Below are 22119 nucleotides of genomic sequence, written 5' to 3'. Positions count from 1 at the left end.
CTCAGAACTTCGCGTTCAGCGAGATCCAGTAGCTGCGGCGCTGGTCCTTGGTTGCGTAATCGTCCACGCAGCTGAACTCGCTCTGGCTGATCAGCAGGCACGACTGCGAGACGAAGTCCTTGTCGAGCAGGTTGTTGACGCGTGCGTTGACGGTCAGCCATGCGTTGGCCTTCCAGCTGCCGCCGAGGTGGAAGATCGTGTAGTCCTCGTAGACGCGGTCGTGGCTGTTGCCGGCCGCATCGAGGATCGTATCGCGGTAGCGGTCGTAGCGGCCTTCTCCTATCAGCGACAGACTGACCGCGTCGCTGACCTGCCAGTTGAGGCTGGCGTTGGCCATATGCCGGGCCGGCATGGTGCCACTGATCGGCAGTCCCTTCTGCGGGCCACTGGTCTGTTCGCTGCGGGTCCAGGTGTAGTTGCCCCGCAGCTGCAGGGTTTCCAGCAGATCGACGTGCGCGGCCAGTTCGGCGCCACGGGTTTCGGCCTTGTCGATGTTCACGCTCTGGGTGAAGGTGCTGTAGCCCAGCGAGGCCCAGCCCGGCCCGATGTCCACGCAGTAGCCGCTGCCGGCCGGAGCCACTTCGCAGTTCGGGAAGGTGCCGCCGCTGGCGATCTTGTCGTCGAACCGGTTGAAGAAGCCGGTGACGTTGAAGCCCCAGCGCTGGCCTTCGTAGTAGGCAGCCAGCTCGTAGTTGGTGCTGGTTTCCGGCTTGAGGTTCGGCGAACCGACCAGCGGCAGCACGCCCTGCCCACCGAAGCCGGTGATGCCCGGGAACAGCTGGTCCGGGCGCGGTGTCTTGTAGCCGGTGCTGACACCGCCCTTGAAGGTCCATGCGTCGCTCGCATTCCACACCAGGTAGCCGCGCGGGCTGACATGGCTGCCGAACACGTTGTGGTCGTCGTAGCGCAGGCCGAAGGTTGCCGTGAGGGTATCGGTCAGTGCCCAGTTGTCCTCCGCGAACAGGGCCCACATGCGGTGCTTCTGCCGGGTGTTGCTGCGGTAGCCGGCGCCATCCATGCCGAACACGCCGTCGACCATGTCGGTGTCGTTGTACTGTCCGCCAACGGTCAGTTTGTGCGCGCCGAAATCGAGGTCGAGCATCGTGTCGAGCACGTAACCCTCAAGCTCCATCGTGCGCAGCGGACGTGGCAGGAACGCCTGCAGGCGCGCCATCTCGCTCGGGTCGAGGGCCGACAGCGCATTGCCACGACCGGCCGCGCAGTTGTTGGCGGCGCCGGTGCGGCGGCAGACGTCATTCCACAGCGTCTGCAGGTTGGCGCGCTCGTCCAGGGTCAGTGGCAGCGAACGGCCGAGGTTGCTGCTCTTGCTGTGGGTCAGCGAGGTCTGCCAGGTGCCGAAGCTGTAGCGGCCCTGATGGGTCAGCGATACCTGGTCACGCTCATAGCGCTGGTAGGCGGTGTAGCCCACGCGCGGCTGCACCACGCGGCGGGTGATGGTGCCGCCGCCATCCGGATCGGGGATGACCGCATTGCCGACGCGCCACAGGCTGGCCAGGCTGTCGAGCGTGCCGGTCTGGCCCTCGCTGTTGTCGTACTTCTGCCGCGACACGTCGTAGTCCAGCCACAGTTCGTGGTCGTCATTGACGTGGACGTTCAGGCGCACGCCCGTGTTCCAGTTGGTGTTGGCCACCGACTTGCCGCCACCTCCGAAGCCGATGCTGCGTTCCCACAGGGTGCCATCGGGCAACGGCAGCGCATCCCATTCCGGATTGGACGCCTTCGCATCGTAGTAGCTGCCGCGCACGGACAGGCCCAGGCGCTCCTTCAGCAACGGACCACTCACGTACACGTCGGTGCTGCGGGCATCGCCGAACTGGTCGTCCTGCTGCACGGTGAAGCCCTGGGTCAGCGCGCCGTGCCAGCTGTCCTGGTTGCGGCGGGTGATGATGTTGATGACACCGCCCATCGCATCCGAGCCGTACAGCGTGGACATCGGGCCGCGCACCACTTCGATGCGCTCGATCGCATCCAGCGGCGGCAGGTAGGAGAACTGTCCGCCACCGAAGTTGTTGGGATACAGCTGGCCGACGTTGCTCTGGCGGCGGCCGTCGATCAGTACCAGGGTGTATTCCGAGGGCAGGCCACGCATGGAGACGGTGGCGCGGCCATTCTTGTCGGTGGCTTCCAGGCCGACGTCGATGCCTTCCACATCGCGCAGCGCATCGACCAGGCTGGTGTAGGGGCGCTTGCTCAGTTCCTCGCGGCTGACCACGCTGATGCTGGCCGGGGCATCGGTGATCTTCTGTTCGAAGCCGGAGGCGGTGACGACCACCTTGTCCAGGGTTTGCGGCGCTCCGGCGATCTCTGCATGGGCGAAAGCAGGGGCCGCCATCGCCGCCAGCACGGCGCTGGTCAGCAGGGGGCGGGACAGGGACGAACGGACACGATGGCGCTGGGCCATGGCAGATACCTCGAAGGATGTAAGGCAGCGCGATGCCGGGTGCGGAGCGCGCACGGCAGGCAGGGAAAGCCCGGTCAGGGGCGGCAGGGAAGAAGCAGTCAGCGGCGTGTGGACGCGACCGCGCAGGCGGTCACGTCGGGCCGTGGATCAGGCGAGCGGCGGCGCCTGGCCGCGTTGCTGGCGACGCCCGGGCGCGTCGGCCCAGGGCGTGTCCGGAGCGGCCAGCGGCCAGTCCGGGCGCACACCGGGCATGGCCGGCGTGGCGGGTACGAGTTCACGTTCGGTACGCAGCCACTGGCTGGCCAGCAGCAGCGGCGGCGCCTTCTCGGCCGCTTTTACCGGGGCGGAGGCACAGCGGCGCAGCTTGGCCGGGGCTTCTTCCTGCAACGGGCCTTCGCCGCCACGTTCTTCCAGCGGCATCTGCAAGGTCATCGCTGTGGCCGGGTGCGGCAGCAGCGGCAGGGTGCCCAGCAGCAACGCCAGCATCGCCACCCATGCCAGCAGGCTGGCCAGCGCGGGACGCTGGCCGCGCATGGCGGTGCCCATCTTGCGATGGATGAGTGGGCGAGGGCGGAGCGGGCGCAGCAAGCGGGGGTCCCCAGATGGTTTGCCGGCAGCGGCCAGCATCAACGGGGCGTGATTGTAATGAGAGCTGTTAGCGGATGCAAATGAGAATGATTGCTAAAATGTAGGGCGCGGCCTGGAGTGGCTCAGACCTCGCTCCAGCGTCGCAGCAGGTTGTGATACACGCCGGTCAGCTGCAGCACCGCATCAGCGTCGCCTCCCGTCTGTCGCAGGCGCTCGATGGACGTGTCCATTTCCCACAGCAGGCGACGCTGTACATCGTCGCGGATCATGCTCTGCACCCAGAAGAACGACGCCACGCGCGCGCCCCGGGTAACAGGATTGACCTGGTGCAGGCTGCTGGAGGGATAGACGATCAGGTCGCCGGCTGGCAGCTTCACCTCGTGCTCGCCGTAGGTGTCGCTGATGATCAGCTCGCCGCCGTCGTACTCGTCCGGCGCCGACAGGAACAGGGTGCAGGAGATGTCCGAGCGCAGCTGCTCGCCGTTGCCCAGGTTCATCACTGCGCCATCGACGTGGAAGCCGTAGGTCCCGCCGCCGCGGTAGCGGTTGAAGCGTGGGGGGAGGATCTTCAACGGCAGTGCCGCAGCGAAGAACAGCGGGCTGCGCCGCAGTGCGGCGAGCACGCCGGCACCCAGCTCGGCTTTCACCGGTGACGCGTCCGGCAGCTGTTCGTTGTGCTTCACCTGCGCACCCTGGGCACCCACGGTCTCGCGGCCATCGGTCCAGTCCGCGGTGTCCAGTTGCTTGCGGACCTGTGCCACTTCATCAGCGGTGAGCACGTTGGGAATGTGCAGCAGCATGGTGTCGTCTCGTCGTTGCGCGGGGGAGCCGGGCTCCCCCGCGCCAGGACATCAGAAGCGGATGTCCGCGCTGAGCAGGAAGGTGCGCGGGGCACCCGGGGTGTAACGGTAGCCGCTCTTGTTGATGCTGGCCACGTAGGCCTTGTCGAACAGGTTGTAGCCGTTCAAGCGCAGCGAGATGTTCTCGTTGACCGCCCACGACACCACGGCGTCGTACACCACGTAGGACTTGGTGAATGACGGCGTGCCGACAGCACCGTCGGTGCCACGATGCATGCCGGCGGCGTAGCGCACGCCACCCCCGACGGTGATGCCGTGGGCCAGCGTGTAGCTGGTCCAGCCGGTGAACGTATCGTCCGGCGTGTACGTCAGGTTGGTGGTGCCGTCGGCGGCGACCTTGGCGCCTTCCTTCACTTCGGTGTCGAGGTGGCTGAAACCGGCAGACACCGACCAGTTGTCGGTCAGGCGGCCCACGGCGGACAGCTCCACGCCCTTCACGCGCTTGCTGCCGGTCTGGGTCGGGTTGCCGGCCTCGTCGAGCACGGTGGTATTGATCTCGTTGTCGACGTCGGTCTGGAACAACGCCAGGTTGACGGCCAGTGCATCCTCCAGGAATGCCCACTTGCTGCCGACCTCGAAGGTCTTGGCCTTCTGCGGGTCCAGCTTGGGGTTGTCGGCGCTGCTGGCCGAGCTGCTCAGCTGGAAGTTGGCACCGCCCGGGGGCTGCTGCGAGATCGCGTAGTTGGCATACACGCTGACCGTGTCGCCCACCTTGTACAGCGCGCCCAGCTTCCAGTTCAACAGAGTGTCGGAGGCCTCCAGCGTGGGGTTGCGCAGCACGGTGCCGGCCGGATTGCTGCCGCAGGCGGGGCCACTCCGGCCGCCGCAGACCGAGGCGCTGGCGTACTCGGTCTTGTAGTGGTCGGCACGCACGCCGGCAGTCAGCAGGAAGCTGTCGCCGAATGCCAGCGTGTCGAACAGATACGCCGAGGACGTGGTGGTCTTGCCGTGGGCATCGGCGCCGTTATGCGCCCAGGTCAGCCCGGTCACGTTCCAGTCCGGGTCGTACAGGTTCGCGGCAGGCCAGCTGGTGCCGCCGGTGGCCGCCTGGCCGTAGCTGTCCAGTTCTTCGCGGGTGAACTCCAGGCCTGCGCTCAGGGCATGGCCGATGGCGCCGGTGCTGAAGTCGGCCCGCAGGTTCAACTGGTCGGTCAGGATGGTGTTGCGCTGGTCCTTGAAGGTCGGCAGGCTGCGCGCGATCGTGTAGGTCGAACGGTCGGCCGGGTTGGTGTAGCCGATGTTGCCGGTCGGACGACCATTGGCGCCGAGCGCGCCGGTACCCATGAAGGCGGTGAGCAGGTAGTCCTGCTCGGTGCGGCCCCAACGCGCGGTATTGGTCAGGCGCACGCTGTCGTTGAAATCATGTTCGAAGCGGAACGTGGCCATCTTCGCGGTCACGTCGTCGTGGTCGGCACGGGTGCCGTAGAAGTTCTCCGGATCCACCGGATGCCCGGCCAGCGCTTCGAGCGTCGGCTGCGGCGTCCAGCCCGGCAGCCCCAGGGTCGGCACGCCGCCGTCGGGGACGTTGTCCTGCTTCACGTACAGCAGGTTGAGGTAGTAGCGGGTGGCCGTGCCCAGGCCGAACGCCAGCGACGGGGCCAGGCCCCAGCGCTTGTTCTGCACATGATCGCGGCCGGGCTGGTCGCTGTCCTGCCACATCGCGTTGACGCGCAGCGCGCTGGTCGCGCTCAGCGACTGGTTCCAGTCACCGGTCGTCCGGCGCTGCTGGTCACTGCCCAGCGAAACGCTGGCCGAAGTGGCGTCCTGCAGGGTGGCCTGCTTGCTCACCAGGTTGATGGCGCCGGTCGGCGCCGAGCGACCATTGTCGGTCCCTGCTGGCCCCTTGGTCACTTCCACCTGTTCGATGTTGAACACGTCGCGCGAGATCGAGCCGAGGTCGCGCACGCCATCGACGAACAGGCTGTTGGAGGTGTCGAAGCCGCGCATGAACAGCGCATCGCCGGTGGTGGTGTTGCCGTTCTCGCCGGCATAGAAGGTGCCCACGCCCGGGCTGTTGCGCAGCGCTTCGGTCAGGGTGGTGGCGCCCTGCTGGTTGAACAGGTCGCTGGTGATGACCTGGATGGTCTGCGGGGTGTCCTGCAGCCGCTGGGTGAACTTCGGCGAGGCGACCTTGTCGGCCTTGTAGCCATGTGTGGCGTGCACGTCGATCTTGTCCAGCGTGCGGGCATTGTCGGTCGCTTCGGCGTGGGCCAGCGCGGGCAGCGTGGCCAGGCCGAGGCCGGCGGCCAGGCTGGCGGTCGCCAACGGCAGGTTGCGGAGTGGGGAGGCGTGCTTGCGGCTCTTGATCGGGTTCATGGGTCTGGGTGGGTGGCGGGACAGGAACGATCCGCCGGTGCCGGATGACGGCGCGGCAGGCAGGATCGGAAGCGGACTCGAAGCGGGATCGGAGGTGGAGGTCCGGCAAGCGCCGGACGCCCGGGCGCGGCCGGGGAGAGCGTCAGCTCAGCAGGGACGGAGGCGCCTGGCCGGGGGGGTAGTGGTAGCGCGACGGGAGCGCAGGGGCCGGGTAGGGTGACGGCGCGGTTGCCGGCACCGGTGGCGGCACTGGAAGCGGGCCACACAACTGCCGCAGCAGCGGGGACTTGATGCTCCGGCTGTCATCGGGCTCGGCTTCCACCCGTGGCATGGCCTGCTCGCGGGGCGGCGTGCCGAAAGGCGCTGCGGGCAGGCTGTCCTGCGCCTGCAGCGCCGGCGTGGTGACCAGCGAGCTGCGCGACCCTTCATGCAGCGCCGACCATCCCAGCAGCAGTGCCAGCAGCAGCGCAGCCAACAGCGGCCCGCCCGTGCGGGCAAGCTGGCAGAGCGTAGCGATGGGCGCGGGCGAGGCCATGGCGCGGCGATGGGCATTACGAAGATGTTACGTAGAGTAACAGCAACGATAATGATTCGCATCTTCGGTGTTGCGGGAGGTTTTTACCTGGCCACTCGCGGCCCTGTGGGCGCCTGCAGGGCCCTTCCCAGGCGGGGCGGATGGGCCGGTCAGTCCCGGTCGTCGCGGGTCCAGATGGCGTCGTGCTCGCGCTTGACCGGGAACTTGGGGACCGGGCTGTACGCGGGGGCACACAGGGCACGACCATCACGCACGTCGAAGCGGGCACCGTGCAGCACGCACTCGACGCTGCCTTCGGTGGTGTTGAACTCGCCGGAGGACAACTCGAATTCCTCGTGCGTGCACTGGTCTTCCAGGGCATACAGCTCGCCATCGAGGTTGAACACCACGATCGGCGTACCGGTAACCTCGTCGAACACGCTCTTCATTTCACCCGGCAGCAGGTCGCTGCCGGCGCAGACGAAGGTCCACGCGTCGCTCATGCGGTGGCTCCCACAAGCGGCTTTTCCAGGATCTCGAAGCGCAGATCGTCGCGCTTGGGAATGCCGAAGCGCTCGTCGCCGTAGGGAAACGGCTTCTTGATGCCGGTGCGGCGGTAGCCGCGGCGCTCGTAGAAGGCGATCAGTTCGTCGCGCACGTCGATCACGGTCATCTGCATCACCGGCACGCCCCATTCGCGCGCGGCGTGGGCTTCGGCCGCATCCATCAGCTGCTTGCCGACGCCGCCACCCTGCTGGGCCGGATCGACTGAGAACATGCCGAAGTAGCCTTTGCCGTCGACATCGGCGACGTGGGCGCAGGCCACGAGGCGGCCCTCGCGCTCCGCCAGCAGGATGGTCGAGCGGGGGCGGTCGAGGTCGGTCTGGATGCCTTCGGCATCGATGCGGGCGCCGTCCAGCAGGTCGGCTTCGGTGGTCCAGCCGGCCCGGCTGGCGTCACCCCGGTAGGCGGAGGTCACCAGCGAGATGAGGGCGGGGATATCGGCCGACGTAGCGGCGCGGAAGGTCAGGGTGCTCATGGCGCCATTCTAGGTGGGGCGTGGGCCAGGCCGCACGCCCTTCTGCACTGGCGATGCGAGCCGGGGATTCGACCGCCGATGGAAGCACTGTCGTGAACGGAGCCTTGACGCCTTTCGATTCAGTGCGGCCCGGATTGCGCCAATTGTCCTCGTGCCGACCAATCATATTATGGAGAATCAAAATGGAGCGCGAATCACTATAAGGGATGAGGATGCGGTACCAGGTAACGATACGACGCCTCGGAATCGACAATGGGTTCTGACGGGTTGAAGGACAACCTGATGCGAGGCGTGTTGATGAACAACTTCCGGGAAAGTGACTGAAGCAGGGATTTCGATGAATACTGGATTTTTTCTGTCTGCTGTAGTGTCGCTACCGCTTCTGGCCTCTTGCGTGCAGGATCAGGATTGTGTGCTCAAGGTTGCCAATCAGGATCACGATAGTTCTGCATCTCAGAAAATACATGCTGAGATGGATAAAATCATTCGGTCCCGCCCTGTCGCTGGAAAGGGTGAGGTCAACGCGGAATTGGTGGTGTCGCAGCTCGAGCTCTCCGGGGACGGTCGAAGGGATAGAAGGATCTTCTACGTACTAACGGGTGGTGGCGGAAGTTTCTTGGCTGCTTCGACGTGTGATGCTGACGAAGGTCAGTGTGCTTCGGTCATTGTGGAGAGAATGATCGGATTCTGTGAAAGAACATAAATGTGGTGTGCGAAGTCTCGGGAGCGATTCCAGTGAGAAATTCCCCTGTGCTTGGTGGCTTTGGAAGACTGGTCGGTATTCTTGTGGCCGTGCTTTGCCTGTCAGGACTCGCAGCCTGCGATGGAAGGGAGGGGGAGGGGAGTAGGGTCATAAATAACGACCCGGGAAATGTGAGGATAAATCGATATGCAGCGTTGCTTGAGTCCGATTTCGAGGCTTCCGAAAGTGTGCCGGAAACTCAACTCTGTAGGGTGCATTTGATCGACGCTAGGCCATCATTTGATCAGGCGGGGAACGAGAAGCTGAGGATCTATTTCGTCTTGACCAACCATCAAGGTGTCGTCATGTCAGCGGACACCTGTGGACTTCCAGTCAACGAGTGCGTGGCTCTGATCTCCAGGAGGTCAAGGGAGGAATGCCGATTGCCTGATCGTCGGTCGATTGACTGAGCCCGAAAGGTGATAATGAACCGCCCGCGATGACAGGGCGATAGGATTTTTAGAGAAGCCATACGGGCAGCATTTGGGATTGCCGCTAAGAACGAATTGCTGTGGAACTCCTGTGCCAGAGACATTGTTTGGAGGGCAGTAGAATGTTTCCTGTTTCCACGGCTTTCCTAATTTTTGTTGCGAATGGCATGGCATGCGATTGCAGATCCGGTGGTTGGGCGGAAGTGATTCAAAAGACTGAAGCGCTGATTCTGCACAGTGAGTCATTTAGGGTGCCGAGAGATCCACTGGGGTCTGGATATGAAGCCGCCTGTGTCAGAATTCGATTCCATATTGATAAGCGTGGGGAGCCGATCAATGTCAGCATTGACAAGAGCTCTAGAAATAGGGCCATCGATGTTGCTGCCAGAGAAACATTGAAGAAGTTCAGGTTTGAGTTGCCTCAAAGCGATTCTGAGGGAAGATTTGCATTGGTGTTTGACTATCCGTCGAGAGATGCTCCGTAAATCGAAAGTCGGAAAGTGATCCAGGATTGGCCCTTGACAGCCTATGGAACACCAGGCCACACATCGCGGGCCTTGTCGTCATTGCGGAGATCGGGTGGATTATCGCCCGGCATGCGCCGACAGCGAGTCCGGAACCTCGCTCACCATCTTCTGCTTGGCCTTCGGCAGCTGGCTGATTCACTCCAACTGCTGCTGCAGCACGGCTGGGGTCATGTTCGCTACCGCCGGCTGTAGATCACTGTGCGTCGAACCCGCTCATGCCTGGCAGCTGTGGTCATTTCACTGGGGCTGCAAGGCTGTGATTGGTTGTCGGATCCTGTGATTGTTGTAAAGAATGTTGGAAGGGACGTGATTCATGACATCAACTTGGGGGTCGGCGGTGGTGCGGTTGACCTGGGAGCAATTCCTGCCGGTGAAAGCAGGGCTGCAAAACCGGAGATCGCTGCTGATTCCTCGCTTGTTGTAACGTACTACGAGAACAATGCCCGTGTGGTTTGCCATGGGGATGTGTATTTTACGAACAATCTCTATGTCAAGGTTGAGGCGGATGTGGGTGGAGGGGTTTGCCGTATAGCGGAAGTTGCGGATTGATGTGAGCGGTGGAGTGTGTCTGGAGAATTTTTATAGTGCAGTGCCAACGTGAGGATCGATGAAAAGCCTTGTTGAGAGTTACCCCGTTTGGGCTTCCATCATTCTAGGTGCCATGTGGATAAACGCATTTGCGGCTCACAGGATGTTGCTGAAAATCGAGCGCGAACGGCCAGAAGTACTTGCTGCAGCCGGAATCATCAAGGTTGACTGGTGGCTTGGGTGCTTGCGTGGTATCGCAGTGCTCGCCCTCACTTCCAAGGGGCAGGCGGTCCATCAGGGTGGACGGTGGGTGTTGAGGGGTGTAGTGATGATGTACGTCTTCTTGATTGCTTCCGGGGTATCCATGCTTGTTGGCATGTAGAAGGCGATGTCTCAAGGCCGCTGATGATGGAATGGTTCGGCATTACGATGAGATTGCCCGTTCCTTGCATTACTCGGCATTTCCCGGTTTCACCTCTACTGGCTTGCGTCCCACGAGCAATAAAAAACGCCGCAGTCCCCTGCAGCGTTCCCGTATTTCCCTGACTCTGGCGAATTTCACCCCAGCAACTTCCGCACCTTCGCCAAGGCGATAATGAACCGCTCGATCTCGGCGTGCGTGTTGTAGAACGCCAGCGAAGCACGGCAGGTGGCCGCGACGCCGAAGTACTACAGCAACGGATGTGCGCAGTGCTGGCCGGAACGCACGGCCACGCCTTCCAGGTCGAGCAGGGTGGCCAGGTCGTGTGCATGCGCGCCGTCGATCAGGAACGAGATCACGGCCGCCTTCTCCGGCGCTTCACCGATGATGCGCAGGCCTTCGACGCGGCGCAGCTCTTCGGTGAAGTGGGCGAGCAGCTCGGCTTCACGCGCCTCCACGTGCTCCTGGCCGATGCCCTGCAGGTAGTCGGCGGCCACGCCCAGGCCGATGAAGCCGGCGATGTTCGGGGTGCCGGCCTCGAACTTGTGCGGGGCATCGTTGAACACGGTGCCGTCAAAGCTGACTTCCTTGATCATCTCGCCACCACCGAGGAACGGCGGCATCGCGTCCAGATGCTCGCGGCGTGCCCGCAAGATGTTGGCGTGGTGCTCCATGCGCGAGACCAGGATCACATCACCGGACTTCAATCGCGGCAGCGCCCACGAGTACGCCACCAGGTTGATGGCGAAGGTGGTGCCACTGCACAGCACCAGATCGCTGGGGCGCACGTTGAGGAGGCATCGGTGGCTTCGCTGCCCAGGGCATGCGCCGCGCGGCTGACGTTGGCGTTGTAGCGGCGATAGAACTCATCCACCGCGCCGATCACCTGCACCGGTTTCTGGCCGGTGTTGGCGTTGTCGAAATAGACCAGCGGCTTGCCATGCACTTCACGCATCAGCAGCGGGAAGTCGCGAGGCTTGTAACCAGCGCAACTAACTTGGAAGTGGGAGCTGATATCGCACAGCTTTCCGACCAGTCCTATACGACTGTCAATTTTGCTCTGGGTGATGCGACTTCGGGTGTTGGAGCGGGCAGCGTAGTTCAAGGGCAGAACAACTACTCCGGACCAGGTGTGAGGGTGGCAATTGCTCATACACATCCAGTGAATACCGCATTCAGCTACTGGAAGGGATCCTGTTTCTGCGGCGGTCGCTGGGAGGGGAGCCTTTATCGCGGTGACTTGGAGCGAGCAAGATCTGCAGGCGTAAATAGCTACGTAGCCACTCCAAGCGGATCAGTCATGGGGTTCGACTTCAGGGGAATGAATGGAGCAGTCAATGCGCGATCGAACCCAAGTGCGTACATTGCGGCGGAAGACTACTTCTTTAAGGTGAAATGATGAATGCTGGGCGCTGGGTGTTTCCAGTTATCACGCTTGTTTTGGTTCTGGGTGCTTGCTCTTCATCTAAACAGAATGAGGGGCTCGCGGATACACCGGGGAGCTGTAAAATCCGTGGCAACGAGGCGGGGGCTGAAACGTGCATGACTACGATGTCTGCTCTGTTGTCCCAGCCGGAAAAATTTGATGGGCGCCTCGTTTCTTTCTATGCCTGGGTGGATCAGATCAATGGATCTATTCTGTTCTTCCCATCGCGTGATGCATTGGAGTCAAGGGATTCGTTCAGCTCATTGGTGGCGTATCCGCAGTCAAGTCCGGATGCCTTTAAAGAGCATTCTTCCGTTGAGGGCGGGGAGCATTTCATGCGGGTTAATGGCAGGTTTCGATGGAATCGTGATGGCGCCATCGAGTCGCGGATTGATCCGGTGGATGTGGATCGAATGGGGGTAATGGAAGAAGTTGAGCTGCGCTTATAGACGGATGAGTCGGTTTGGCCGGTGGCAGGCGGCCGAGCAGGATGATGTCGCCATTTTTCATTTCAACATGACTCCAGTGCCACATTTCGCTGGACTACGCTGAATCCTGGCGCATCAGGTTTATTAATGAGTTAGACCCTGAGGTTCCTCCACGTTTTCATGCCGTCAGTACCGCCTGATCGAGCACTTCCGGTGGCAATGATCGCAGGCGTTCCAGCCATCGGAAGACAGACTCCATCGGCCAGTACCTGGCCAAGGCTTCCCAGCCCATGCGCAGGGTCGAGTACAGCTTCCGTAGTCCGTCAGCGGCAGGATCAACCGGAGCTCCAACCGCAGACGGGAGAATTCCTGTTCCCAGTGCTGTTGGATGGAAGACGGGTACATATGACATGACATGGGATCCCGCTCGAGTTGACGCAGCGGGTGCGGTCATAACGGGGGCCGGCGTCGTTGGGGGTGCGGCAATTGCTGTTGACGCTGGCATCCCCTATCTGGCGGCAGCCTCAAGTCCAATAGCCCGTGGAGTGTCTAATACCTGGAAGAATCTCTCATTTGACGGTCCCTCGTCTGGCGGCTTGCATGCTAATGGACGACTGGTAGGAGTTCGCTGGAAAGGAGGACAATGGGGAGTTCGTCTAGATCTTCATCCGATAAATAGTGATAGAACTCCGATTCTTCATATCAACTATGGACCTTCTAATCGCGGTGAGGCTGCTCATCTTGTATTATTTGATCCTCGCTGGATAAAAAAATAGGTCCCGCTATGAGTGCTGCTGATGAAGTGAAGTCCGCTGTTTCCTGTCTGCGGGTATTGTTGCAATCCGAGCCTGCCTCTGCGGACCAAGTCTCTGCTTGGTGTAACAAGGCCGAGGCACTTAAGCGATCCCTTCAATTCAGTGTTTATGGAATAGATGTTCCGCATTTGATATGGCATTATCTTGATGATGTTGATATCCGTTTCCGGGATAGATCCTATGCGCAAGATCAAATAATGGCAGTCGAGAAGATTATTGAGGAGTGGGGTAGGCGTGTGGGCTGAGATAATAGATTAATGCCTGCAGGTTCCAATAGCCCCAAGGCGTGACGCTCCATCAGGGTGAACGGTGGGTGTTGAGGGGCGTCGTGATGATGTACGTCTTCTTGATTGCTTCCGGGGTATCCATGCTTGTTGGCATGTAGAAGGCGGTGCCTCAAGGCCGCTGATGGTGGAATGGTTCGGCATTACGATGAGATTGCCCGTTCCTGGCATCGCTCAGCATTTCCCAGCTTGACCTCTGCTGGCTTACGTCCCACGCGCATAAAAAAACGCCGCAGTCCCCTGCGGCGCTCCCGTGTTTCCCTGGCTCTGGCGAATCCTCAGCCGAGCAACTTACGTACCTTGGTCAGCGCGGTCATGAACCGCTCGATCTCTTCGTGCGTGTTGTAGAACGCCAGCGAGGCTCGGCAGGTGGCCGCGACACCGAAGTACTGCAGCAACGGATGTGCGCAGTGCTGGCCGGAACGCACGGCCACGCCTTCCAGGTCGAGCAGGGTGGCCAGGTCGTGTGCATGCGCGCCGTCGATCAGGAACGAGACCACGGCCGCCTTCTCCGGCGCTTCACCGATGATGCGCAGGCCCTCGACGCGGCGCAGCTCTTCGGTGAAGTGGGCGAGCAGCTCGGCTTCCCGCGCCTCCACGTGCTCCTGGCCGATGTCCTGCAGGTAGTCGGCGGCCACGCCCAGGCCGATGAAGCCGGCGATGTTCGGGGTGCCGGCCTCGAACTTGTGCGGGGCATCGTTGAACACGGTGCCGTCGAAGCTGACTTCCTTGATCATCTCGCCACCGCCGAGGAACGGCGGCATCGCGTCCAGATGCTCGCGGCGTGCCCACAGGGCGCCGGTGCCGGTCGGTCCGCACATCTTGTGGCCGGTGATGGCATAGAAGTCGCAGCCGATCGCGGCGACGTCGACCTTGCGGTGTGGTGCGGCCTGCGAACCGTCCACCACCGTGATGATGCCGCGCTTGCGCGCCTCACGGCAGATCTCGCGCACCGGGTTGACCGTGCCGAGCACATTGGACACGTGGGTGACCGCCAGCAGCTTGACCTCGGGGGTCATGGCCGCACGCAGCGCGTCCAGGTCGAGCGCGCCATCCGGGGTGATCTCGGCCACGCGGAGGGTGGCGCCGGTACGCTGCGCGACCAGCTGCCACGGCACGATGTTGGCGTGGTGCTCCATGCGCGAGACCAGGATCACATCACCGGACTTCAATCGCGGCAGCGCCCACGAGTACGCCACCAGGTTGATGGCGAAGGTGGTGCCGCTGCACAGCACCAGATCGCTGGGGCGCACGTTGAGGAAGCGCGCCAGTTTGTTGCGCGCACCTTCGTAGGCATCGGTGGCTTCACTGCCCAGGGCATGCACCGCGCGGCTGACGTTGGCGTTGTAGCGGCGATAGAACTCATCCACCGCGCCGATCACCTGCACCGGTTTCTGGCCGGTGTTGGCGTTGTCGAAATAGACCAGCGGCTTGCCATGCACTTCACGCATCAGCAGCGGGAAGTCGAGACGCACGCGATCCCAGTCGGGGGCGCTGGCGCGTTCTTCGATCGGGCGCGGGGTGGAGAGATTCATGCCACACCCGCCTCGGCCAGGGCCTTGTCCAGGCGGCGTGCCAGCTGCTCGCGCAGCGCGTCCGGCAGTACCTTCAGCGGCTCATGGCAGAACGCGGCACTCAGCAGCGCCTGCGCCTGTGCCTGCGGCAGGCCACGCGAGCGCAGGTAGAACAGCGCGTTCGCATCGAGCTGGCCGACGGTCGCACCGTGTGCGGCTTTCACTTCGTCGGCATCGATCACCAGCACCGGCTGGGTGTCGATCTCGGCGTCGGCCGACAGCAGCAGGTTCTTGTTGGACAGGTTCGCGTCGGTGCCGTCGGCGCCTTCGCGGATCTGGATGCCACCATGGAACACCACGCGGCTGCGGTTGGCGGCCACGCCGCGCCACAGCAGCTCGCTACGGGTATCGCGGGCGATGTGGTCGATGCCCAGGCGGGTATCGACGTGGCGGCGGCCATTGCCGAGCAGCACGCCATTGGCGGTCAGCTGCGCGTTGTCGCCTTCCAGCCGTACGTTCAGTTCATGGCGGCTGAGCGCGGCGCCCAGTTCCAGGTCTACGCGGTGATACTGCGCGTCACGGGCCAGCACCGCGTCGGTGCGCAGGATGCTGGTCTGGCGTGCACTGCCGGCCTGCACGCGCGCATGCTTGAGCACGGCATCGCGCGCAACGTGGACGTGCAGCACGGTGTTGTCCAGGTGGGCGGAGTCACCGACGCTGAAGCGGTGTTCGACCACGCCCAGGCTGGCGCCGGCACGCAGTTCGATCAGGTGGCGGTGGTGCCAGGCCAGATCGGTGTCACCGGCGACGCTGGCGAACACCAGCTGCAGCGGTGCCTCGACCTGCACGCCGTCGTCCACGCGCAGCACCGCGCCTTCATCGGCCAGGGCGGCATTCAGGCGGGCGAACACTTCGTCGCTGCGCTCGTAGCGGCGGCCGAGGAAACGCGCGGCATCCTCACCGGCGGCCAGCGCCGAGGACAGCGGTTCCAGCTGCACGCCGGCCGGCAGGCCGTGGGTGTCGCTCAGTGCGTCGCTGAGGCGGCCGTTGACGAACACCAGGCGCGGCGCGGGGATGTCTTCCAGCACGGCCACATCCAGCACCGGCGGCGACAGCGGCGCGGCGGCGAAGGCACGGCGCTCCAGCTGGCGCAGCGAGGTGTACTTCCAGGCTTCGTTGCGGGCGGCCGGCAGGCCATCACGCAGGGCCGCATCCAGCACTTCGCGGCGCGCATCGCTGCCGCAGAAGGCCTGGGCCATGGAATCAAGCAGGGCGCTCATCAGACCGCCGCCTCGGGCACGACCCGGTCCTTCAGGAAGTCATAGCCGTGCGCTTCCAGTTCCAGCGCCAGTTCCGGGCCACCGCTCTTGACGATGCGGCCGTCGGCCAGCACGTGCACCACGTCCGGCTTGATGTAGTCCAGCAGGCGCTGGTAGTGGGTGATGACCAGGAACGAACGGTCGGCGGCGCGCAGCGCATTGACGCCGTCGGCCACGCTCTTCAGCGCATCGATGTCCAGGCCCGAATCGGTTTCGTCGAGGATCGCCAGCTTCGGTTCCAGCACGGCCAGCTGGAAGATCTCGTTGCGCTTCTTCTCGCCACCGGAGAAGCCTTCGTTGACGCCACGGTGCAGCAGTTCGTCCTTCAGGTGCAGCACGGCCAGCTTCTGCCGTACCAGCTTGAGGAACTGCATGGAATCGAGTTCGTCCTCACCGCGTGCCTTGCGCTGTGCGTTCAGTGCCGCGCGCAGGAAGTAGGTGTTGTTCACGCCGGGGATTTCCACCGGATACTGGAACGCCAGGAACAGGCCTGCAGCGGCGCGCGCTTCCGGGTCCTGGTCGAGCAGATCGACCCCGTCGAACCGGACGCTGCCCTCGGTCACTTCATAGCCGTCGCGGCCCGCCAGGACGTTGCCCAGGGTGGACTTGCCGGCGCCGTTCGGGCCCATGATGGCGTGCACCTGGCCGGGCTGGACGTCCAGCGAAAGGCCCTTGAGGATTTCCTTGTCGCCGATGCGGGCGTGGAGGTTTTCGATCTTCAGCATGGTGGGGATTTCCGTGAGGCGGGCCGCAGCCCGCCAATAAAAAGAATGCGTTGCGAGGGCAGGGCTCAGCCCACCGAACCTTCCAGCGAGACTTCCAGCAGCTTCTTGGCTTCCACTGCGAATTCCATCGGCAGCTCGCGGAACACCTGCTTGCAGAAGCCGTCGACGATCATCGACACCGCGTCTTCCTGGCTGATGCCACGGGCGCGGCAGTAGAACAGCTGGTCGTCGGAAATCTTGGAGGTGGTGGCCTCGTGCTCGACGGTGGCGCCCGGGTTCTTCACCTCGATGTAGGGGAAGGTGTGGGCGCCGCACTGCTTGCCGATCAGCAGCGAATCGCACTGGGTGTAGTTGCGTGCGCCCTCGGCATTGCGGTCGACCTTGACCAGGCCGCGGTAGGTGTTCTGGCCACGACCGGCGCTGATGCCCTTGCTGACGATCTTGCTCTTGGTGCGCTTGCCGACGTGGATCATCTTGGTGCCGGTGTCGGCCTGCTGGCGATGGTGGGTCAGCGCGACGGAGTGGAATTCGCCGACCGAGTCATCGCCCAGCAGCACGCAGGAGGGATACTTCCAGGTGATCGCCGAGCCGGTCTCGACCTGGGTCCAGGTGACCTTGCTGCGTGCACCGCGGCACTCGGCGCGCTTGGTGACGAAGTTGTAGATGCCACCGACGCCGTTCTCGTCGCCCGGATACCAGTTCTGCACCGTGGAGTACTTGATCTCCGCATCTTCCAGCGCCACCAGCTCGACCACCGCGGCGTGCAGCTGGTTCTCGTCGCGCATCGGCGCGGTGCAGCCTTCCAGGTAGGACACGTAGGCCTTGTCCTCGCACACGATCAGGGTGCGCTCGAACTGGCCGGTGTGGCCGGCGTTGATGCGGAAGTAGGTGCTCAGCTCCATCGGGCAGCGCACGCCCCTGGGAATGAACACGAAGCTGCCATCGGAGAACACCGCCGAGTTGAGCGCGGCGAAGTAGTTGTCACCGACCGGCACCACGGTGCCCAGGTACTGGCGCACCAGTTCCGGATGTTCCTTGATGGCTTCGGACATCGAACAGAAGATGATGCCCTTCTCGGCCAGCTCCTTGCGGAACGTGGTGCCGACCGAGACCGAGTCGAACACCGCGTCCACCGCCACGCCGGCCAGCTTGGCGCGCTCGTGGAGCGGCACGCCCAGCTTGTCGTAGGTATCGAGCAGTTCCTTGGGCACGTCATCCAGCGAGGCGTACTTCGGGCCCTTCGGTGCCGAGTAATAGCTGAGCGCCTGCAGGTCGATCGGGGCGATCTGCAGCTTGGCCCAGTTCGGCATCGGCATCGTCAGGAAGTGGCGGTAGGCGTCCAGGCGCCACTGCGTCATCCATTCCGGCTCGTCCTTCTTGGCGGACAGCGCACGGATGGTGTCCTCGTCCAGGCCCGGGGGCAGCGAGTCCGATTCGATGTCCGTGACGAAGCCGGCCGAGTACTTGCGGCCGAGCTGCTCATGGATCTCGCGGTTGGGGGTGTCGTCGTGGGCGACGGTTTCGATGGTTTCGGTGGCCATGGGGGGGCTGCCTACGGATCAGGAGACGACGTCGACAGCGATGGTGCGGCGCTGTTCGTCATCGACAAGGGGAAGAGGGGGCAGGATCTGCGCCAGGCTGACATCGCGCAGGGCCTCGGAGACCACGTCGTTGATCAGCCGCCAGCTGCTGCGCGCGCCGCACTTGGGCGCCATGCCGCACTGGTGGTGGTCGTGGCTGCACTCGGTCAGGGCCAGCGGCCCTTCCATTGCTTCCACCACTTCGAACAGCGAGACCTCCACGGCGGGCCGGGTCAGCCGATAGCCGCCGCGGACGCCGCGCAGGCCCTCGACCAGGCCGGCCTGTGCCAGCGGCTTGAGGACCTTGCTGACGGTGGGCGGCTCCAGGCCGGTGAATTCGGCCAGCTCGGTGGCGCTGAGCACTTCGCCCGGACGGGCGGCGAGCACGGTCAGCACGACGGTGGCGTAATCGGTGAGTTTGGTGACGCGCAACATGGGGGATGCGAGCGGTTCTTAAAGCGGACTGAAATTGTACGCTTTTCTTCGCCGGCATCCAACCCGGGCATTCAGCCGGCGCTGGGAGACCCTGGCCGGGGCCGTTCACCCGCAGTCACGATCGGGGCGACATGCTGGAGCATCGGGACGATTTTCGCAATTGCCCGGAATGGGCGAGAATCCGGGTTCCTTTCGCTGCAAACAGCCCGTGCCGATGCCGAAGAAGATCCAAGCCCGCAAGTCCGCCATCCATGGCAACGGTGTGTTCGCCGTGGCCCCGATCAAGCAGGGCGAGCGCGTGATCCAGTACAAGGGCCTGCTGCGCAGCCATGGCGACGTCGATGCCGATGACAGCGGTGACGTCGAAAGCGGCCACACCTTCCTGTTCACCCTCAACGACGACTGGGTGATCGATGCCAATTACAAGGGCAACGATGCGCGCTGGATCAACCACAGCTGCGACCCCAACTGCGAGGCGGTGATCGAGGAAGATGCGGACGGCGACAGCCGTGGTGACAAGGTGTTCATCGAAGCGCTGCGCGATATCGCCGCCGGTGAGGAGCTGACCTATAACTACGGCATCGTCCTGGCCGAGCGCCATACGGCCAAGCTGAAGAAGATCTGGGAGTGCCGCTGCGGTTCCCCCAAGTGCACCGGCACCATGCTGCAGCCCAAGCGCTGACCGGCACCGGGTACGGCCGGCCGATCGCCGGCCGCATCGCGGACATGCACCTGCCATCGACACGCGGGTCACTCCGCTTCAATGCACGTTGCCGCACGCTGGGTACTCATCCTCACCAACGGGAGTGCACCCATGGCCCAGCGCCTCAAAGGCAGGCAGATCGCCATCCTGGCCACCCACGGCTTCGAGCAGTCCGAACTGATTGAACCCAAGCGCCTGCTTGAAGCGGAAGGCGCCCGGGTCAGCGTGATATCGCCGGCGAAGGAAGCCACCATCAAAGGCTGGAAAGAGAAGGACTGGGGCGAGGCGGTGGCGGTGGACATCCCCCTGAGCGAAGCCGACGCGGCAGGGTTCGATGCGCTGGTGTTGCCCGGTGGCGTGATCAATCCGGACACGCTTCGCACGGATCAGGCCGCCGTGGACTTCATCCGCGACGTGGCGGCGGCCGGCAAGCCGGTCGCGGCGATCTGCCACGGCCCCTGGCTGTTGATCAACAGTGATCTGGCCAACGGCCGCGAGGTCACCTCGTGGCCGTCACTGCAGCAGGATCTGCTCAACGCCGGTGCGCGCTGGCAGGATGCCGAAGTGGTGGTGGACGGCAATCTGATCACCAGCCGCAAGCCCGACGACATTCCCGCTTTCAGCGAGGCCGTCGTCCGCGCGCTGGCTGCGTGACGATCTGCCGCTGTGTCACACCCGTGCCCGGCCGCTGGAGGCCGGGCATGGTGCTGCAGCTCGGCTCAGTTGCCGAGCAGGCCCGCAGGTACCAGGTTGCCGAGGTTCTGGTTGAAGGTGACGACCAGCTTGCCGTTCTTCACCTGTGCCGATTGCACCTGCAGCGCACCGAGCATGCCGGCCACGGCCGGATCAAGCTTGTAGATCGGTTCACGCTGCGCATAGTCGCTCAGCCAGGCATTGAGCAGCCCGCGGGTACGTGAATCGAGGCGGCCGCCCTGATTGGCCGGGGTGAAATCGTCCACGCTCGGCTGCTGCAGGTGGAAGCCCTGGGTCTGGGCGTCATAACGCAGGCCGCTGCTGAGCTTGACCGTACCGAGCTTGGCCGGACTGCCGCCGGCGGTCGCAAGCGCCACGTCCATGCCCAGGTTCAGGCGTTCGCCTGCGGGAAGGCTCAGTTGTGGATGGCTCATCGTCAGCGCGATCAGGCCGCCAAGTGCATCCTGTGTACGCGGGAAACTGCCGTCCAGGTACTGCTGCACGTCGCTGGCGCCAACCGAGAGTTCGCGGCCGGAAATCGAAGGTGCGGCCTGCGCGCCGATCGCAGCGGCGATCAGGACGGTGGCGGCGGCGAGGCGGGTCATCAGGGGACGCAGGCGCATGGCGGTGACCGGAAAGGGCGGGGTGGCTACAGAGTAGCTTTGCAGGCTGAATCGAGCGTGCATGCCGTTGCAGCGGTTCAGTCCAAAGAGGGCCGCAGCTGCGCCGACTGGATCTGCCAGGCACTGCCGTCGGCGTTGGGCTGCACGCGATACCAGCCACCAAAGCGGAAGGTGCCGTCGGCGGTCACGGCGCGGACCTGGACCGGAACCTCCAGCAGCTGCGGCGGATGCTTCCCGTCGACGGCGACCGGCGTCTGGCTGCGCAGGCGCAGGGCGCGCACGTTGTCCAGCTGGCGCAGCGCGGCGTCATCCGCCCGCCGCGGGTCGGCGGGTGGGAAGGTCCAGGCAGCGTCGCTCGCGGCGTGGTCGCGATTGAGCAGGTCGGTCATGTACCGGCTGAGCATGTCCCCGGGCGGCTCCGCGTCGTCGGCCACTGCGGCCAGCAACGGCTGGACGGAGGGTGGCCGCAGCGATGCAGCTTCATCGCCCACGGCCGTCGGCTGCCGGTGTACATCATCCGGTCTGGTGGCGACCGGGGCGGTGATATCCACTGCGGGGGGCGGCCGGGAACAGCCCAGCACGACCAGCGGCATCAGCAACAGCAGGGTCCTGCGCATGGTGCCTCCTCCCCGAGGCGACCTGGAGGACGGCAGTGTATCGACTACGGGGTCTTCAGCGGGAAGATGGCAGCTGATCCAGCGCATCCAGCGCCGGCAGGACCTGGGCGGCGAGTGCGGCCAGTGCATGACCGTCGGTGTCGGCATGACGCTGCACGATGTCGCGCAGCAACTGGGTGGCGACCACCAGCGTGGCGCGCTCGTCGCCACTGAGCCCTGCGGTGCGCGGTGCCGCTTCGAGCAGTCGCATCAGGTCGCGACTGGCGCGATGTTCCAGTTCGATGGTGCAGCGCCCGGTGCACTGCAACCCGTCCTTTTCGATCGGAGTCACCGAGATCCGGTAGCGGGTGGAGGGGCTGGCCATGAGAGGTGCTCGCCGTTGCTGTGGGGGAATGTGCCCACCATAGGCAAGGCCGCCGCCGGCGGCGACGGCCGGCGCTGCACGCAGTGTTCCACCCGGTTGGACGAAGTGCGGGGGAAGCGTGGCCGCAGCCTTTGGTGGCGGGCCTGGGAGGCCGATTGCGCTGCTGGGGCAACGCTGTGTTGCGATGCCCGGCGCCGTGCCCGGA

The 22119-nt window shown here is 63.9% G+C and carries 22 protein-coding genes and 2 pseudogenes; 7 read left to right on the top strand and 17 right to left on the bottom strand.

The genetic code is table 11. The annotated features are described in order from the left end of the window. Position 1 precedes the first annotated feature (1 nt). The 7 genes from ACVOMM_RS00445 to ACVOMM_RS00415 all read right to left on the bottom strand — a co-directional run bounded on the left by ACVOMM_RS00445 (position 2) and on the right by ACVOMM_RS00415 (position 7739). Entirely contained in the window at positions 2 to 2422 is a 2421-nt protein-coding gene (locus tag ACVOMM_RS00445; RefSeq protein ID WP_481525739.1) for a TonB-dependent receptor domain-containing protein, read from the bottom strand. Positions 2423 to 2569: 147 nt separating this feature from the next. Next, entirely contained in the window at positions 2570 to 2968 is a 399-nt protein-coding gene (locus ACVOMM_RS00440; RefSeq protein WP_262100186.1) for a hypothetical protein, read from the bottom strand. A gap of 164 nt (positions 2969 to 3132) precedes the next feature. Beyond that, on the bottom strand, positions 3133 to 3810 hold the full coding sequence (locus ACVOMM_RS00435; RefSeq protein ID WP_065182420.1) for a Fe2+-dependent dioxygenase: 678 nt from the start codon (positions 3808 to 3810) through the stop codon (positions 3133 to 3135). Positions 3811 to 3861: 51 nt separating this feature from the next. Next, positions 3862 to 6186 carry a catecholate siderophore receptor Fiu gene (locus tag ACVOMM_RS00430; protein WP_322522862.1) on the bottom strand — a complete coding sequence of 775 codons (2325 nt, stop codon included), beginning with the start codon at positions 6184 to 6186 and terminating at the stop codon, positions 3862 to 3864. 142 nt (positions 6187 to 6328) lie between these two features. Then, positions 6329 to 6721, bottom strand: coding sequence for a hypothetical protein (locus tag ACVOMM_RS00425; RefSeq protein ID WP_053516646.1), 393 nt, complete (start codon positions 6719 to 6721; stop codon positions 6329 to 6331). A gap of 149 nt (positions 6722 to 6870) precedes the next feature. Next, a complete protein-coding gene (locus ACVOMM_RS00420) occupies positions 6871 to 7203 on the bottom strand; it encodes a non-heme iron oxygenase ferredoxin subunit (RefSeq protein ID WP_053516647.1) in 333 nt (110 codons plus the stop codon). Continuing rightward, on the bottom strand, positions 7200 to 7739 hold the full coding sequence (locus ACVOMM_RS00415; RefSeq protein WP_180875383.1) for a GNAT family N-acetyltransferase: 540 nt from the start codon (positions 7737 to 7739) through the stop codon (positions 7200 to 7202). Before ACVOMM_RS00415 ends, ACVOMM_RS00420 begins: the two co-directional genes overlap by 4 nt. Positions 7740 to 9034: 1295 nt before the next feature. On the opposite strand from ACVOMM_RS00415, the gene ACVOMM_RS00410 reads away from it, so the two are divergent. From ACVOMM_RS00410 to ACVOMM_RS00400, 3 genes are all read left to right on the top strand, one after another. Beyond that, complete coding sequence (locus tag ACVOMM_RS00410) at positions 9035 to 9397, top strand: energy transducer TonB family protein (RefSeq protein ID WP_429001210.1); 363 nt, start codon at positions 9035 to 9037, stop codon at positions 9395 to 9397. Positions 9398 to 9745: 348 nt separating this feature from the next. Continuing rightward, positions 9746 to 9988, top strand: coding sequence for a hypothetical protein (locus tag ACVOMM_RS00405; RefSeq protein ID WP_262219185.1), 243 nt, complete (start codon positions 9746 to 9748; stop codon positions 9986 to 9988). Between the two features lie 58 nt (positions 9989 to 10046). Continuing rightward, the gene (locus ACVOMM_RS00400) at positions 10047 to 10349 is read left to right on the top strand and encodes a hypothetical protein (protein ID WP_111186005.1); all 303 of its coding nucleotides are present in this window, start codon (positions 10047 to 10049) and stop codon (positions 10347 to 10349) included. A gap of 176 nt (positions 10350 to 10525) precedes the next feature. Here the strand turns inward: ACVOMM_RS00400 and ACVOMM_RS00395 are convergent. Next, positions 10526 to 11412 (bottom strand): annotated as a pseudogene (locus ACVOMM_RS00395) (aminotransferase class V-fold PLP-dependent enzyme). A gap of 374 nt (positions 11413 to 11786) precedes the next feature. On the opposite strand from ACVOMM_RS00395, the gene ACVOMM_RS00390 reads away from it, so the two are divergent. Beyond that, positions 11787 to 12263 (top strand): hypothetical protein, encoded by a 477-nt coding sequence (locus ACVOMM_RS00390; protein WP_481525738.1) that lies wholly within the window; start codon positions 11787 to 11789, stop codon positions 12261 to 12263. Positions 12264 to 12420: 157 nt separating this feature from the next. Here ACVOMM_RS00390 and ACVOMM_RS00385 read toward each other — a convergent pair. Beyond that, positions 12421 to 12561: pseudogene (locus tag ACVOMM_RS00385) on the bottom strand (IS4 family transposase); the annotation flags it as partial. Between the two features lie 465 nt (positions 12562 to 13026). On the opposite strand from ACVOMM_RS00385, the gene ACVOMM_RS00380 reads away from it, so the two are divergent. Beyond that, complete coding sequence (locus ACVOMM_RS00380) at positions 13027 to 13302, top strand: hypothetical protein (RefSeq protein WP_481525737.1); 276 nt, start codon at positions 13027 to 13029, stop codon at positions 13300 to 13302. Between the two features lie 317 nt (positions 13303 to 13619). Here ACVOMM_RS00380 and ACVOMM_RS00375 read toward each other — a convergent pair whose 3' ends face one another. The 5 genes from ACVOMM_RS00375 to ACVOMM_RS00355 all read right to left on the bottom strand — a co-directional run bounded on the left by ACVOMM_RS00375 (position 13620) and on the right by ACVOMM_RS00355 (position 18914). Continuing rightward, entirely contained in the window at positions 13620 to 14876 is a 1257-nt protein-coding gene (locus ACVOMM_RS00375; RefSeq protein WP_111186006.1) for a cysteine desulfurase, read from the bottom strand. Continuing rightward, positions 14873 to 16135, bottom strand: coding sequence for a Fe-S cluster assembly protein SufD (sufD, locus tag ACVOMM_RS00370; protein ID WP_065182414.1), 1263 nt, complete (start codon positions 16133 to 16135; stop codon positions 14873 to 14875). The genes ACVOMM_RS00375 and sufD overlap by 4 nt, the downstream gene beginning before the upstream one ends. Beyond that, positions 16135 to 16899, bottom strand: a complete 765-nt coding sequence (sufC, locus tag ACVOMM_RS00365; RefSeq protein ID WP_053516654.1) for a Fe-S cluster assembly ATPase SufC — start codon at positions 16897 to 16899, stop codon at positions 16135 to 16137. The genes sufD and sufC overlap by 1 nt, the downstream gene beginning before the upstream one ends. Positions 16900 to 16964: 65 nt before the next feature. Then, positions 16965 to 18440 carry a Fe-S cluster assembly protein SufB gene (gene sufB, locus ACVOMM_RS00360; RefSeq protein WP_065182413.1) on the bottom strand — a complete coding sequence of 492 codons (1476 nt, stop codon included), beginning with the start codon at positions 18438 to 18440 and terminating at the stop codon, positions 16965 to 16967. Between the two features lie 18 nt (positions 18441 to 18458). After that, positions 18459 to 18914: an SUF system Fe-S cluster assembly regulator gene (locus ACVOMM_RS00355; protein ID WP_053516656.1), complete on the bottom strand. Its 456-nt coding sequence runs from the start codon at positions 18912 to 18914 to the stop codon at positions 18459 to 18461. A gap of 214 nt (positions 18915 to 19128) precedes the next feature. Between ACVOMM_RS00355 and ACVOMM_RS00350 the strand changes: the two genes are divergently transcribed. Both ACVOMM_RS00350 and ACVOMM_RS00345 read left to right on the top strand, forming a co-directional pair. Beyond that, entirely contained in the window at positions 19129 to 19596 is a 468-nt protein-coding gene (locus tag ACVOMM_RS00350) for an SET domain-containing protein (RefSeq protein WP_053516698.1), read from the top strand. 132 nt (positions 19597 to 19728) lie between these two features. Further along, positions 19729 to 20271 (top strand): type 1 glutamine amidotransferase domain-containing protein, encoded by a 543-nt coding sequence (locus ACVOMM_RS00345; protein WP_111186009.1) that lies wholly within the window; start codon positions 19729 to 19731, stop codon positions 20269 to 20271. Between the two features lie 65 nt (positions 20272 to 20336). Here the strand turns inward: ACVOMM_RS00345 and ACVOMM_RS00340 are convergent, their stop codons facing one another. The 3 genes from ACVOMM_RS00340 to ACVOMM_RS00330 all read right to left on the bottom strand — a co-directional run bounded on the left by ACVOMM_RS00340 (position 20337) and on the right by ACVOMM_RS00330 (position 21914). Continuing rightward, positions 20337 to 20933: a YceB family lipoprotein gene (locus ACVOMM_RS00340; RefSeq protein ID WP_065174554.1), complete on the bottom strand. Its 597-nt coding sequence runs from the start codon at positions 20931 to 20933 to the stop codon at positions 20337 to 20339. A 77-nt stretch (positions 20934 to 21010) separates the two neighbouring features. Beyond that, positions 21011 to 21550, bottom strand: a complete 540-nt coding sequence (locus tag ACVOMM_RS00335; RefSeq protein WP_193396388.1) for a hypothetical protein — start codon at positions 21548 to 21550, stop codon at positions 21011 to 21013. A gap of 55 nt (positions 21551 to 21605) precedes the next feature. Then, on the bottom strand, positions 21606 to 21914 hold the full coding sequence (locus tag ACVOMM_RS00330) for a DUF3861 family protein (protein WP_053516660.1): 309 nt from the start codon (positions 21912 to 21914) through the stop codon (positions 21606 to 21608). Positions 21915 to 22119: the final 205 nt, after the last annotated feature.

The organism is Stenotrophomonas sp. STEN009, assembly GCF_056760395.1.
This window is presented reverse-complemented; position numbering and strand designations above follow the sequence as displayed.